Origin of the sequence: Enterococcus sp. MSG3299 (assembly GCF_050555765.1) — a bacterium.
GTDB classification, from domain to species: domain Bacteria; phylum Bacillota; class Bacilli; order Lactobacillales; family Enterococcaceae; genus Enterococcus; species Enterococcus faecalis.
The window spans coordinates 1,309,010-1,323,795 of the sequence record NZ_CP187869.1 but is presented as its reverse complement, the minus strand read 5'-3'; the positions used below and the strand labels follow the sequence as shown (position 1 = coordinate 1,323,795).

The window sequence follows — 14,786 nt, the reverse complement described above, 5'->3', positions numbered from 1 at the left end:
ATCATTAAAATATTTATTTTATTAAAAATTATATCTATCAATGGATTTTGTTATTATTTTTAATTAAATGTATAATTATTATAAAGAAAAAACCACCGTAAAAATTCTTTAAAATAAAAAATTTTACGGTGGTTTTTAGTCTGTACTTAAAATTTAGTTATAGGATTTTTAAATTTTGAAGGAGATATCAACTCTTCTCATACACTATTACTTATTCTTTATTAAAATTTTTAACAAATCGTTTCAGCGGAACGTTATTCACTTCGCCGCTAATCGAATAACTCTCTAATAAATTGACATTTTTTCGTAACTCGTTCGCTTCGATAATTGAAATGCGTTCAGATTGTTCGTAATGATCAATCATCCGTCGTTCTTCTTGGAAGCCTAATAATAGGTCTTTGACATAGTCTGTCTCCGTATGAACAATATATGAATCAATAAATTCGCCTTTTTCAAACTTATGGGCTAAATCCAAGCGTCCGTCAATGAAGAAATCAATTAAATCATCATCATAGACACCGCGCAAATTATCTAAACTCTTCAGAATAACTTGAGAATTTCTTAGAAAAACTTGGCGAATATTTTCTAGTTCTTCATTTCGTAATTCTTTTTCTTCTTCAGAAGCTTCACCACGATTGAAAAATAGCTTAGGATGTAAAAGAATCGAAATGATTTGTCGAGCAAATAATAACCAAAAGCCTACAATCGATAATAATTGTTTGGCAATCGACCGTTGCATCCGTGTAATCAAGCGTTGATACATACGATAACTTCTGACACTAATTTCTCCTTGTTTCAGACTTTCTTCTAAGCCGTCTCGTTCAATGGACACAATTAACGTCCGCAACTCTTGCACTTCTTGTTTTCGTTCCGCACTTAGCTGCTCGGTATACAATTCTTTTAAACGATCTTGATAATTTTCAATGACCGCATTCATTTCACCACGAGGATTCTCTTCATTTTGCTGTTTTAAGACATCAATGACATCACGTAATAAATCAATTTCGACTGACTCTTCATTTTCCACTTCCGTCTCTGAATCAGTTAAAAATGGTAAAACTAGAATCCCGCCAATCAGAGTCACCAAAATAACACAAGCCGTAATGAATAGTAATAACGGTCGTTCTTTAAAATGCTCCCCGTTAATCGCTGTTGGCAAAATAAAGATGGTGGCTAAACTCACTGTTCCTTTAACACCGCCAAAAGTTAAAATCAGCATTTCATTCATTGCGTTTTTAACTTTCTTAAGGCCATGTTGAAGCGTGTAAACACTGAAAATGGCTAAGAAACGAATCAAAAAGACAACGGCGCTAATAATTAGAACAACCATTAGTAGGAACCAGTTTGAATATTGTTGGTCAATCCAAATTGGCGAAAACACTTGAGAAAGTTCAATTCCTAAGAATAAGAAAACTAAGGCATTTAAAGTGAACTCAATCATACTCCAAATACTTTCGCCAACATTTGACAGCTCTGCTTCAAAAAGCGAAACTTTTTTCAAACTAGACGCTTGCATAATTCCAGCAATCACAGCAGCAATAATTCCAGAAACGCCAATCAACTCTGAAATTAAATAAGCAATAAATGGCAAGAGTAATTCAATCAACAAGTAGCCTGTAACATCTTTTGCCACTGCAGTTTCAAGTAAATGAACAATTTGCTGTTTTAATAGAACTAACACGATTCCGACTACCGCTCCACCAATACTGGAAATAACCAAGGTCCCTGCCGCTTCCACCGGCGAAAATGACCCTGTTAATAAAGCCGCTAATGCAAATTGAAAGGCTGTAACGCCTGATGCATCATTAATGAGTCCTTCACCAGATAAAATGTTCATCGAACGTTCAGGAATGTCAATTCGACCTGATAACGAACCTACCGCCACCGCATCCGTTGGCCCTAAAGCCGCCCCAAAAGCGAAGCAAGCGGCTAATGGTAAAGTAGGCAAAATCATATGCAAGGTCCAGCCGACTCCGACTAAGGTAATTAACACACCAAAAAAGGCCAAGAAAAGAATCATCCCGAAATTTTTCATCATTGCTTTCAGATTGATTAGCTCCCCTTCTCTAAATAAAAGCGGTGCAATAATCATTACTAAAAACACTTCAGGCTCAAATTCAATTTCCTGCCCCATTTTAGTTAAACCAATTAGAACGCCTACAATAATTTGCACAATTGGCAGCGGAATGACGGGAACAATCCGGTTGAATATGTTTGAGAAGGTAATAGACAGTGCAAAAACAATGATTAGAAAGGTAAATTCCATCCTATCATTCCCTTCTATATTAAATTTTTATTGACTTACCGATCAAAACATTTAAGTAATTTTTTCTTTTTAAGAATAATTTTCTTTTCGACTTCTTCTAACTCAGAACTGCGTTCGCAAAGTTCCAATTGAGCGCGTCGTGCTTCTAAACGAAGAAGTTCTCCTTTAATTAATTCAATTTTTTTGTAGCGTAAGAAATTTTTCTTTTGCATACGTTCTGCAAAGTGTTGTCGTTTTTCTTCAGGGATTGCTTGATATTTCTTTTTCAAGTCAGCGACACACTTTTCAAATTCTTCACTCACCGAAACAACTTCCTTCCAAAATTTAATCTGACTAATTATAACAAATTTTACCAAAAGTACAAGCAAAATTGCTTTCTTTTTTTCAAAAGAAATTCAGACAAAACTTAACGCGTGAAAAGCTGATTTCTAGGAGCTGAACATGGTTAATCTTCATTAACAATAATATCAATTTCTGCCTCTTCATTCATCCGTGTTGAAAGAAAAAGAACCATTTCTTCTAGTGGCGCAGAAAAGCGTAAAACCACCCCTCTTCTGCCTTTTTTTAAATACCCTAAACGAATACCGTTCGACTTTTGAACAAGGACAATCTTTTCGATATCTTTAAAGGCCGTGCCCCGATTGTCAAAAGGATGCGTAATAATACAGTCCTCCGCAAAACCTCTTGCATCGTAAAGAAAACTGAAGATAATCAAAATATATAACACACTTCGAATCATTTCAATTTTATCTCCTGCCGAAAATGCATTGGCCAGAATCATTAAACTAAAAAAAGCAACTAAATATTTTGTTGTAGGATGTTTTGCAGCCGGAATTACAATACTTTTACGTACGAAGTAAAAGTAACCATACATAACGACGACAAATAAAAATAGCAATAACGTAAATCCATCGATAATCACAAACGACTCCTTTATTTCTTTTTCTTTTGAATATCTGTTAATATATCATTTATTTCTTTAATTTCTTTTTTTGATTCATTAATCTTTTTGATAACCGCCTCACGGTTTTTTCCAGGCGGTAAGTCAATTGATTCTTGGTAGTAGTTTGCTAAAGCTTGAACTTTTTTCATTTTTTCGCTTTGCAACAAGGCTATATTTCTTTTCATTTAACCGCCTCCTCTTCCTTAGTATACATTACTTTGTAAGGAATTGCTTAATTTGCAAGATATTTTCTAATAAAAAGGAGTAATTTTACATTTTCTTATAAACAAAAAGTATCCGGCTGAGTAACAGCAGCAAACGACAAAATAATAGAATAAAAGATGAGACAGAAGTAGTTTACTTTTGTCTCATCTTTTATTATTGAGCTGAAATCGCTAAACCAATTGCTTTTTCCCCTAGGTGGGTCCCGATAACTGGACCAAAATGACCGATTTCAATTTCTGCATTTGGGTATAGCTTTTGTAATTTTGCTTGTTCTTTTTCAGCAACGATGCGGTTATTGGCATGAATCACGTACAGTTTAACTGGTGCTTCAATCCCTGCGTTTCGTTCACCAATAATCTTTTCTGCACGAGCAAAAGCTTTCTTTGTTGAACGGATTTTTTCAAATAATACAATCTTTCCATCTTCAAAAGTCAAGATAGGTTTAATCTTCAATAGTCCAGCAATCAAGGCTGCGCCATTCGTTAAGCGACCGCCACGAACTAAGTTGTTCAGATCTTCTACAATTAGATATGCATACGTATTGTCACGAATTAAATCTAATTTGGCAAAAATTTCTTCTAAGCTGGCTTTTTCTTCTGTTAAATCTAAAGCAGCTTCTACCATGTGTCCCATTGGCATACTTGTAATTTTTGAGTCATATGGATACAAAGCAACGCCTGGGATTTCATCAGTAAGTCCGTGCAATGTATGAACAAAACCAGAGATTCCTGAAGAAAGATGAATGCTGATGATGGTGTCGTACCCTTGTTCAGCGATTGATTTGTAAAGCTCTAACACTTCTCCTAAAGCAGGTTGTGAAGTCGTCGGAAATTCTTTACTATTATTTAGCAATGCATAATATTCATCTGCTTCAATGTCAATGCCTTCGTTGTATATTTTTCCATCTAAAATGACTGGGATGGGAATTACAAAAAGATTCGGATGATCTTTAATGCGCTCGGGTAAATAAGCTGTACTATCTGTCACAATAGCAATTTTCATTTTGTAACCTCGTTTCACTAATTTTCCACGTTGTTTCTAATATAGCATAAAAAAGGATATTTTAAAATGCTTTCCTTATTCGTTCAGGAATTTTTCGATGGCGTCAGCATTTTTTTGTTCATCTACTTCTAAAATACTGCCTGCATAAGAGGATTCACCAAAATTCCAAGAATCTGGTACCGGAACCGATAATGACTCAACCCCTGTTTTTCCTTTAATCAACAATGATGGCCCATTCGTTAACATGAAACTAACAGGCACATCTGTCGACATATAGCCGACTAATTTCCCAAGTGATTCTGGGGTTCTTAATAAAGTCATTGGGTTTTTCATTTGGCTCATTACAGCTGACATAACTTGTTGTTGGCGACGAACCCGACCAAAGTCGCCTTCTTCATCCATCCTAAAGCGAGCGTATTGAAGTAAGACATGTCCATCCATGACCTGTTGCCCTTTTTCAATATCAACACCATCTAAATTCAGTGATTTTTCTGCATCGATTTTGACACCTTTTGGAAACATAGAGTCAACAATTTTTTCAAATGATTGGAAATCTACCTTAGCATAATATTTCGTATCTAAATTAAAGTTTTGTTTTAACGTTTCACGAACCAATTCAGCACCGCCATAAGCGTATGCGGCATTAATTTTATTCGGCCCGACACCAGGAATGTCCACGAATGTATCACGCATAAATGAAATTAATTTCGGTTTTTTTGATGGTCCATTTAGTTGGAGAACCATTATTGTGTCGGCTCGTCCAGCATCTTCCCCACGTGTATCGCTGCCAAGAATTAAAATATTCTTAGCCCCGTTGCTACTTTTGACACCATTAAATGTTTCTACTTTTTCTTGAGGCAACGAGTCATCATGTTCTGCTGCAGATTTTCCTTTTAAAAACATGACTGTACTATAGGCAAATAACAGAATCAATAGGATCACTAGCCATTTGAAAAAGCGTTTTGTTTTTGATTTTTTACGTTTCTTTTTTGGTTTCTTGTCTTTTTTTCCGCGGGGTGGTTGGTCAGAACCGTTGCCACCACCTGAATCTGTTTGATGTCGCCTCTCACTTCTGCGACTGTCCTCAGTATAGCTGTCTTCGTAAACTGGCTCTTGAAGGCTTTCAGCTAGTTCTTCTGGTTCTTCTTCTCTATGTTCACCCATTGATTTTCGGGGATTAAAGGTCTTTTTATGCTCTGCTGGTCTCGATTTTTCATGAATATGTTTATAACGATCTACACGACTCATCGTGTCACTCCTTTACCTCTGTGTTTTATCACCTTTCTTAGGATACCTCATTTCGCAGGAAATTCCTATTACAAATATGTAATTTAATAAAAAATGAAACTCACTTTATCTAATAAGTAAGCTTCATTTTCATTTTTAACTCTTTAAAGTGTGGACAAAACATAGATCGGGTAATCCCCTAAAATTTTTATTTCTGCGCCAATCAGTTCCAGTTCTGTTAAAGCTGCTTCAATTAGTTTTTCTGGTTGATCATTCACTAAGTCCATTAAAAAGAAGTACTCTCCGAGCTTTGTTTTCAACGGCCGCGATTCTATTTTGCTAAGATTAATCCCTCGCCAACTAAACACGCTTAATGCTTTGTGTAAAGAGCCAGGAACATTACTTGGCATCGTAATCGCCAGCGTTATTTTTTTCTCAGATAGCGGGAAAGAAATCGCTAAATTTTCAGAACCAAGAACCCAAAATCGGGTTTGATTTACCGATAAATCTTGTATATTTTTTTCAACAATGGTCAAATCATACATTTCCGCAGAAAGTTTTGGTGCAATAGCTGCAAAAGGTAATTCTGGATGTTCTGCAATGTATTTGGCGGCGTAAGCTGTTGAAGGCGTTGCTTCTAAAATCGCTTCAGGAAAGTTTTTCGCTAGAAACATCTGCGATTGAGCTAATGCTTGCGGGTGTGATAAAATTTTCTGACTTTGTTGCCAGATCGATTGATTCTCTTTTGCCACCATTAATTGTTGTTGAATTGGTAAAACCAACTCTGCTTGGACAGGTAACTGCGCTTGATGATACAAATAATCTATCGATGCATTAACGGTTCCTTCAATCGTGTTTTCTATTGGGATAATGCTCCATGCCACTTCTTGCTGTTCAATTGCTTTCAAGCAAGCTGGAATCGATGCGTACGGTATCAATGTAGCATCAGGAAAAGCAGCCAACGTTGCACTGTACGTAAAGGAACCAATCGGGCCTAAATAACCAACTTTCATCGTTTCTCTACTCCTTTAATTGTTGCAGAATTTCATTGATAATTTCTTCTGGTGAGCGATTGGTCGTATCAATTGTCATCTTCGCACATTCTTCATAAAAATTTTTACGAGACTCAAATAAAGTAATGATTTCTTTTGAAGAACGTTCTATAGCTAAGGGGCGTTGGTTTTCAGTATCTTCTGCGATTCTTTTTGACAGCTCTTCTGGTGTCGCATGTAAATAAATCACTTGCTGAAAAGATTTCAATAAGCTACGATTTTCTGGTCCGACAACAATCCCGCCACCAGTTGAAAGGACGGCTGTATTTTTTGACAGCTCCTTTAAAAGTTGGGTTTCCTGTTCTCGGAAAGCTGCTTCACCATATTTTTCGAAATAGTCAGGAATTGAGCGTCCTATTTTTTCAATTAACGCTGTATCTAAATCAAGATGAGGCATCTTTAGTTTATTGGCCAAACTTTGGCCGATAGTTGTTTTACCCGCACCCATGAAACCAATTAAAACAATGCTTTCCATGGTTCGTTATCCTCCTTCGTTAACAACTTAAACGTTCTAAGTCGTCAAAAAATGCTGGATAAGAAACTGAAACTGCTTCAGCCTTATCTAATTCAACAGTGCCTTCTTTTACAAGTAATGCAGCAATTTGTAACATCATCCCGATACGATGATCCCCATAACTGGTAACTCTTCCACCATGTAAAGAAGTTGGTCCATGTATAATTAAGCCATCATCAGTAGGCGTGATGTCGGCGCCTAAAATTGTTAATTCTTTCGCTACTGCATCAATCCGATTGGTTTCTTTGACTTTCAATTCTTCTGCATCTCGAATGATTGTCGTGCCAGTAGCCTGAGTGGCTAACAAAGCAATAATCGGTAACTCATCAATTAAACGTGGGATAATAGCGCCACCAATCTCTGTAGCTGTTAATTGACTCGTTTTTACAAGTAAATCGCCAGAGTGATTGGCCTCATCTTCATTTAAAATAGTGACGGAACCACCCATGTTTTTAATCACATCTAAAATACCTGTCCGCGTTTGATTTAAGCCAACATTTTTCAGAAGTATCTCGCTATCTGGGACTACTAAACCCGCAACTAAAAAGAAAGCTGCAGAAGAGATATCACCAGGAACTACCACATTTTGACCTGTTAATTGTTGCTGTCCAGTTAACATAATTTTTTTACCGTCTACTTCAAGTGTCCCACCAAATTGTCGAATCATCTCTTCTGTATGATCACGTGTCTTTTCTTTCTCAACCACTACAGAAGTGCCCTCGGCTTGCAAAGCGGCGAATAAAATAGCCGATTTCACTTGAGCACTCGCAACAGGCATTGTGTAGTCAATCGGTTGCAAATTTTGAGTCCCGCGAATAGAAATTGGCGGAAACTCCGTTTGTCGAACCCCTTGACATTCCGCTCCCATTTGGTTTAAAGGAAGCATCACACGATTCATCGGTCGTTTAGCAATAGACGCATCACCAGCTAGGCGCGTTTCAAAGGGACAGCCAGCTAAAATGCCTAGCATTAGACGAATTGTTGTCCCTGAATTTCCAACATCAATTGTATTCTTCGCCTTTTTTAAGCCTGCAAATCCTTGCCCCTCAACGGTGATTGTCGTCCCGTCATCTTCAATGTTCACACCTAAAGAACGAAACGCCGCTAAGGTACTTAAACAATCTTCGCCTCTTAGAAAATTTGTAATCGTCGTTTTTCCAGAAGAAATCGCTCCAAACATAATACTTCTATGGGAAATCGATTTGTCGCTAGGAACCATCAGAGTCCCTTGTAAATGTTTCACATTTGTACGTAGTTGCACCCTCATCACCTCTTATTTTTCGTAACACGTATAGTTCGTTTTTTTAGATAAAATTTGTTTTGCAGCTTGGCAGTCTGGTTGATTTTTAAAAGACAATTGAAGAATCCCATAGATTTCTTCTCTCGTTTCTAAAATTTTAATATTTGTAAGAGAAAGGTCCGCTTCGCCTAAAATTTGCGTAATTTCAGCAATGATTCCTGGTTGATCTGGTACATCAACAAACAGATCATAGAAAGCTGGGATTGCGCCTTCTTTATGAATGGGCAACTGAGCACGTGTTTCTTTGGCCTTATCAAAAAAATTACGAATAGCTGGGGCATTTTTTTCTGTTAACCATTGGCAAACAGTAGTCATCTCTTTTTGCCAATTTTCTAGTAAGTCCAATAATACTAAGCGATTGCTTAATAAAATATCCGTCCACATCGTTGCATCAGAGGAAGCAATTCGAGTAATATCTCTGAATCCTCCAGCCGCTAGCTGCTGCGCTCTAGGGTAAGTGGTATTCAGTTGCTGACTTTCGTTCACTAACGCTGCGGCAACAATATGTGGCAAGTGACTTAGAGCACCAGTAATTTCATCATGTTCCTGTGCAGGCATCGTAATAAACTTCGCATGCGTTCCTTTTAGTAACGTTTGTAACTCCTGAATCTGTTTGTTTTTTTCGCCATGGTCATCGGTAAAAATATAGTAGGCATTTTCAAACAAACGTTCATCAGCGGCTGTTACGCCAGATTTATGTGAACCAGCCATTGGATGACCACCAATAAAATTTTTCATGTTAAGCTTTGTTGCTAACTGATTAATTTCCACCTTGGTACTACCCACATCTGTGATCAGAGCAGTTTCTAGTGATAATTGGTTTAATTCTTCTAGTTGTACTAAAGTTGCTTTAACTGGGGAACAAAGAAAAATAATCTCTGCTCGTCTTGCCCCACTTGTTAAAGATTCAGCTATCTCATCAATTAGACCCGTTTTCTTAGCAAATTCAGTTGACTCCGCTTGATTATCGAAACCGATAATCTCACTGTTGGGATGTCCTTTTTTGATACACAAAGCCAGTGAACTCCCGATTAGCCCTAATCCTACGATTAAAATACGTTTCTTCATTTTTTCCCTCCATATACTTGCGACTTTCTTCCATTAAAAGTTTTGAGTATATAGACGATAACGTTTCACTGCTTCTTTCATTTGTTCAAATGAGTCACTATCAAATTTTTCGAGCATAGCCTTCGCTACTTCCGTTGCAACAACGGCTTCACAAACAACGCTAGCGGCCGGTACTGCCGTGCTATCAGAGCGCTCAACGCTGGCCTTATAAGGCTCTTTTGTATCAATATTTACGCTTTGCAATGGTTTATAAAGGGTTGGAATAGGTTTCATGACACCACGAACGATGATTGGCATTCCGTTGGTCATTCCTCCTTCAAAACCGCCTAAATTGTTGGAAGTTCTGGTATAACCTGTACTTTCGTCCCAAACAATCTCGTCCATCACTTGACTACCAGGGCGTTGCGCCATTTCAAATCCAATGCCAAACTCAGCACCTTTAAAAGCATTGATGCTTACAACAGCTTGCGCAATTTTGGCATCTAGTTTACGATCCCATTGAACATAGCTACCTAAGCCAGCTGGAACGCCACCCACAAGTACTTCTACTACCCCACCAATTGTATCGCCATTTTTCTTGGTTTGGTCAATTAGTTCTTTCATTTTTTCTTCTACGGAAGGATCTAATACGCGAACGGCAGATTGTTCAGACCGTTCTTGAATTTCACGGATCGTTAAATTTTCAGGGATCGTAGCTTCAATCCCGCCTAATACTGCGACATGCCCAGCGACTTGGATATTCAGTTCAGCTAAGAGTTTTTTAGCAACCGCACCAATCGCCACACGCATCGTTGTTTCTCGTGCCGAAGACCGTTCTAAAACATTCCGTAAATCATCATGTTGATATTTCATGCCACCGACTAAATCAGCATGTCCTGGACGTGGTTTGCTGACGCGGCGGATTTTCTTTTGTTTTTCAGGAACTGGCTCTACTGACATCACGGAGGTCCAATTTTTCCAGTCTTTGTTTTCGACAATCAACGTTACTGGTGAGCCAAGTGTTTTACCATGCCGAATGCCCGAAGTAATACGTACTTGGTCTTTTTCAATTTTCATCCGTCCCCCACGACCGTAACCGCCTTGACGTCTTGCTAATTCTCGGTTAATCTCTTCGCTACTTAAAGGAAGACCGGCTGGTAAGCCTTCAATAATAGCAGTTAATTCAGGTCCATGTGATTCGCCTGCTGTAATAAAGCGCATCTTAAATTCCTCCTTCTCTATTTAAAAATGCTCGAATTTCTTCCGTTGGTAAAGAGACAATTTTCGCTTGACCAATTTTTTCTAAGACAATGATTTTAATCTGTCCCCCACGTGTTTTTTTATCATGTGTAATTGCTTGATAGAGACGTTCTTCTGGCCAACAATCTGTCGTTACTGGTAAATCGAACTTTTCTAGCATGGTGACTAACTCTTGGGTAGTCCCAAGTGGGGAAAGCCCTCGTTGTTCTGCGACTTGAGTTATTTGAATCATTCCTAAAGAAACGCCTTCACCGTGAGCAATCACCCCGTAACCAGCTGTATTTTCTAATGCGTGGCCGATCGTATGCCCAAAATTCAGAATCAAACGTAAGCCCAAATCTAATTCATCTTCTTCGACGACATCACGTTTAATCTTGCAACAGGCCGTGATAATTTCTTCTGCATGTGCCACTAAATCTTGTTCATTTTCCAAAGAGGATAAACGGTGCCACAATTCAACATCAGCGATAGCTGCTGATTTTACAATTTCTGCAATTCCTTCACGCACACGTCTAGGTTCTAATGTTTTAAGTGTATTAGGATCAATTAAAACCCCATCTGGTTGGGCAAAAGTACCGACAAGATTTTTGGCTTTTTTAGTGTTAACCGCTGTTTTACCTCCAATGCTACTATCTACTTGTGCCAGTAAGGTTGTTGGTACTTGCAAAAAGTGAATACCGCGCATATAGGTTGAAGCGACAAATCCAGCTAGATCTCCCACAACGCCTCCACCTAGAGCAATTAGACCATCACTTCGAGTCAATTGCTGTTCCGCTAAAAAATCATAAAGCAGCTGAGCTGTTTCGAGGCTCTTACTTTGTTCACCTGCCGCTACAGCAATCAATGATGTTTCAAAACCAGCAGCTTGCAATTCTTTCTCAACAGCTGCGCCATATAATTTATTCACCGTTTCATCGGTAATAATCGCTACCCGTTGTGGCTGCCACAGGCTACGTACCCAGGTGCCAATTTTATCTAAGGCACCTGTTTCGATGGTTAAATCATATGAATGTGTAGGTAACGTTACGGTTAATTTCATGTCCTCTACTCCTCTGTCTTTACTAATCTTCTAAAGCATTAATTTCTTTCATTGCTTTTTCGATGATATGAACTTCTTTCATCATACGTAGGTAAGTTTTTTCATTCAAGGATTGTGGCCCATCTGACCACGCATTCGCTGGATCTGGGTGAATTTCTACAATCAAGCCGTCCGCACCTGAAGCAACACCTGCTCGGGCCATTGGCGGTACTAAATCCCAGATACCAACACCATGACTCGGATCAACAATAATTGGAAAATGACTTAATTTTTTAATTAAAGGCACCGCACTTAAATCAAGTGTATTGCGCGTAGCGGTTTCGTACGTACGAATCCCACGTTCAATGAAGATCACATTGAAATTCCCTTGCGCAGCAATGTATTCAGCTGCGTTTAGCCATTCATCAATCGTACCAGCAATCCCGCGTTTTAAGCCAATAGGTTTTCCAGTTTTACCAACCGCTTGTAATAACTTGAAATTTTGCATGTTGCGCGCACCGATTTGTAAAATGTCACTGTATTTTGCGACAAGTTCTAAATTCGCTTCATCCATTACTTCTGTAATGACTTGCATATCTAATTCATCAGCCGCTTGGCGAATGTATTTTAGTCCTTCTTCTTCTAGTCCTTGGAAAGCGTATGGCGACGTTCTAGGTTTGAATGCACCACCTCGTAAAATTGTTGCACCGCCAGCTTTAGCAATTCGCGCACATTCACGAATCTGATCTAAGCTTTCGATTGAACAAGGGCCCGCCATCATGGTCATACTGCCGTCACCGATTTTAACACCGTTCACATCAACCACTGTATTCTCTGGATGAAATAAACGACTCGTTAGTTTGTATGACAACGAAATGCGGACACTTTTCTCCACGCCTTCTAATGCTGTTAACTCTGCTTCAACTAATTTTTCTGTATCACCAATCAAGCCTATCACTGTTTTTCCATTATCTTGACTTGTTTGAGTAGTTAAGCCTGCACCTGTTACTAAATCAATGACTTGTTTCATTTGCTTTTCGGTTGCATTTTCTTTCATAATTACGATCATTATATTCTCTCCTCATGCCTTTAAACGGCGCTCTTTTTATCTATTTTCAATTTTACGTTTTACGACTGATACAGGCATTTTTTGTCCTGTCCATTGTTCAAAAGCAGCAGCTCCTTGATAAAGTAGCATGTCCAAGCCGTTGCTTGTTTCTGCGCCACGTAAACGGGCTTCTTTTAATAACTGTGTTTCTCTGGGATTATAAATAGCATCATACACGAATAACTTCGGTTGAATCATTGCATAATTTTCTATAGGACTACTATGTGCATGTGGATGCATACCCACACTCGTTGCATTAACTAACAAGACGCTTTCAGCAACATCTTTTGCTAGTTTTTCAGTATCCGCTAAATCGTTTAAATGAATTACACAGTTGGTTCGTTCAGTGAAATTTGCCAGTTTTTTTTGACTGTCGTTAAACCCCGCGCTTTTCCTGTTGTAAACGGCGATTTCTTTCACGCCATCTAAAGCAGCTTGGGCAATGATTGATAAGGCTGCACCACCTGTTCCTAAGATGGTCATTTTATTCTGAAAAACGTCAACCTTTTTCTCTTTCAAACTCCACATAAAACCAGTACCATCCGTGCTGTCTCCGTAAAGTTTTCCATCTTTGTTGACAATCGTATTAATTGCGCCAACCAGTTGAGCGGTAGGACTTAGTTCATCCATATAACTTACAGCCGCCACTTTATTGGGCATTGATAAGTTGGCCCCTAACATGTGAAACGTTCGAATCGCTTCAATTGCTTGTGGCAATGTCTCTTGTCCAACGTCAAACGCCAGATACCGAGCATCAACTCCTAAATTTTGAAATGCTGTATTATGAATCAACGGTGAAATACTGTGTTGGCTGGGTTTCGCGAATAACCCAGCTAAACGAGTAGCTCCAGTTATTTCTTTCATCCTGTGTGCTCCTTTACGAAATTTTTTTAGTAAGTTTCTGAAATCCTAATTTTTGGCCAAACAAAAAGGATATTCACAGTAAATTTTAAGAAAAATCTACAGTGAATACCCTACAAAAAAGCAATATAAAAGCCACTATAGATTTTCTTAAATCTACATGGCTGAAAGTCATCTTAAATTTCCCTAGCCATTATAGATACAAACGTTTGTTGTCTGTACCCATAATGTTATGAATACAAACCTATCTAAAATAGCTAAAGTAAAAGTTATTCAGTTGTGTATGGTTTTTCTTCGTTGTTGTCATAAGAATCACTCCAAAACTGATTTAATTAAGAATTGTTAACAGTATACCGCTAGAAAAAACATGTGTCAACACTTATTCGCTTATTTTTTTGACTATTCCATTAAAACCAATGTTATTTTATTCGTAAAAAGACTGAAAAAAGCCACAGGAACCAGTCATTTCACTGATTCCTGTGGAGCAAAAATTATTTTAATTCTTCAGCGTATACATCATCAACTGTTTGTGTTGGATCGATAACAATGTATAAGTTTTTAGTTTTTTCGCTGACTTTTGTAGATTGATAGATGTTATCCAAGCCCTCATCTGTTTTATCTTTGTAAGGGAAATAAACTAAATCTGGTGTGCCATTTTTGTAAAGAATTTCCATACGTTCGATATCTTCATATTTTAAAGCACGAGAGAACATCCCTAATTCTAAGCCACCTAAGTTAATATCGTGGGTTTGAACATGATCTCCTTCTTGGAAAATTTCAATTTTGAACCCTTCACATGGATGAATTTCAACAAATTCACTACCATGGATACGGCCAAAACTTGTTGTAATATGTTTGATCCATAAATCACCAATAAAACGACGATCAATCGTCCAAGTTTCACCATTTCTGAAATAAAATTTAAGTCCTGTCATTTCTCTAGCCATAGCACAAATCTCCTTA

General features: G+C 38.0%; 15 protein-coding genes. All 15 read right to left on the bottom strand.

Translation table 11 applies throughout. The annotated features are described in order from the left end of the window. Positions 1-211 precede the first annotated feature (211 nt). The 15 genes from IGL23_RS06520 to IGL23_RS06450 all read right to left on the bottom strand — a co-directional run bounded on the left by IGL23_RS06520 (position 212) and on the right by IGL23_RS06450 (position 14,770). A complete protein-coding gene (locus IGL23_RS06520) occupies positions 212-2,266 on the bottom strand; it encodes a cation:proton antiporter (RefSeq protein WP_002360309.1) in 2,055 nt (684 codons plus the stop codon). A gap of 35 nt (positions 2,267-2,301) precedes the next feature. Then, a complete protein-coding gene (locus IGL23_RS06515; protein WP_002357572.1) occupies positions 2,302-2,634 on the bottom strand; it encodes an ACP phosphodiesterase in 333 nt (110 codons plus the stop codon). Positions 2,635-2,711: 77 nt separating this feature from the next. Beyond that, on the bottom strand, positions 2,712-3,188 hold the full coding sequence (locus tag IGL23_RS06510) for a hypothetical protein (protein ID WP_002357573.1): 477 nt from the start codon (positions 3,186-3,188) through the stop codon (positions 2,712-2,714). Positions 3,189-3,199: 11 nt separating this feature from the next. Further along, positions 3,200-3,394 carry a hypothetical protein gene (locus tag IGL23_RS06505; protein WP_002357574.1) on the bottom strand — a complete coding sequence of 65 codons (195 nt, stop codon included), beginning with the start codon at positions 3,392-3,394 and terminating at the stop codon, positions 3,200-3,202. A 193-nt stretch (positions 3,395-3,587) separates the two neighbouring features. Further along, positions 3,588-4,436 (bottom strand): DegV family protein, encoded by an 849-nt coding sequence (locus tag IGL23_RS06500; protein WP_002382324.1) that lies wholly within the window; start codon positions 4,434-4,436, stop codon positions 3,588-3,590. Positions 4,437-4,511: 75 nt separating this feature from the next. Further along, positions 4,512-5,684, bottom strand: coding sequence for an LCP family protein (locus IGL23_RS06495; RefSeq protein ID WP_002384513.1), 1,173 nt, complete (start codon positions 5,682-5,684; stop codon positions 4,512-4,514). A 143-nt stretch (positions 5,685-5,827) separates the two neighbouring features. Then, a complete protein-coding gene (gene pheA / locus IGL23_RS06490; RefSeq protein WP_002379448.1) occupies positions 5,828-6,676 on the bottom strand; it encodes a prephenate dehydratase in 849 nt (282 codons plus the stop codon). A 7-nt stretch (positions 6,677-6,683) separates the two neighbouring features. After that, positions 6,684-7,190, bottom strand: a complete 507-nt coding sequence (locus IGL23_RS06485; RefSeq protein ID WP_010777637.1) for a shikimate kinase — start codon at positions 7,188-7,190, stop codon at positions 6,684-6,686. 19 nt (positions 7,191-7,209) lie between these two features. Next, the gene (gene aroA / locus IGL23_RS06480; protein ID WP_033595193.1) at positions 7,210-8,496 is read right to left on the bottom strand and encodes a 3-phosphoshikimate 1-carboxyvinyltransferase; all 1,287 of its coding nucleotides are present in this window, start codon (positions 8,494-8,496) and stop codon (positions 7,210-7,212) included. A 6-nt stretch (positions 8,497-8,502) separates the two neighbouring features. After that, positions 8,503-9,597: a prephenate dehydrogenase gene (locus tag IGL23_RS06475; RefSeq protein ID WP_002379446.1), complete on the bottom strand. Its 1,095-nt coding sequence runs from the start codon at positions 9,595-9,597 to the stop codon at positions 8,503-8,505. Between the two features lie 33 nt (positions 9,598-9,630). Beyond that, entirely contained in the window at positions 9,631-10,797 is a 1,167-nt protein-coding gene (aroC, locus tag IGL23_RS06470) for a chorismate synthase (RefSeq protein WP_010713405.1), read from the bottom strand. A 1-nt stretch (position 10,798) separates the two neighbouring features. Beyond that, entirely contained in the window at positions 10,799-11,875 is a 1,077-nt protein-coding gene (gene aroB / locus IGL23_RS06465) for a 3-dehydroquinate synthase (RefSeq protein WP_033595195.1), read from the bottom strand. 22 nt (positions 11,876-11,897) lie between these two features. Then, complete coding sequence (gene aroF, locus IGL23_RS06460) at positions 11,898-12,923, bottom strand: 3-deoxy-7-phosphoheptulonate synthase (protein ID WP_002363948.1); 1,026 nt, start codon at positions 12,921-12,923, stop codon at positions 11,898-11,900. Positions 12,924-12,959: 36 nt separating this feature from the next. Continuing rightward, entirely contained in the window at positions 12,960-13,826 is an 867-nt protein-coding gene (aroE, locus tag IGL23_RS06455; RefSeq protein ID WP_002369402.1) for a shikimate dehydrogenase, read from the bottom strand. Positions 13,827-14,314: 488 nt separating this feature from the next. Beyond that, a complete protein-coding gene (locus IGL23_RS06450; RefSeq protein WP_002357586.1) occupies positions 14,315-14,770 on the bottom strand; it encodes a hypothetical protein in 456 nt (151 codons plus the stop codon). Positions 14,771-14,786: the final 16 nt, after the last annotated feature.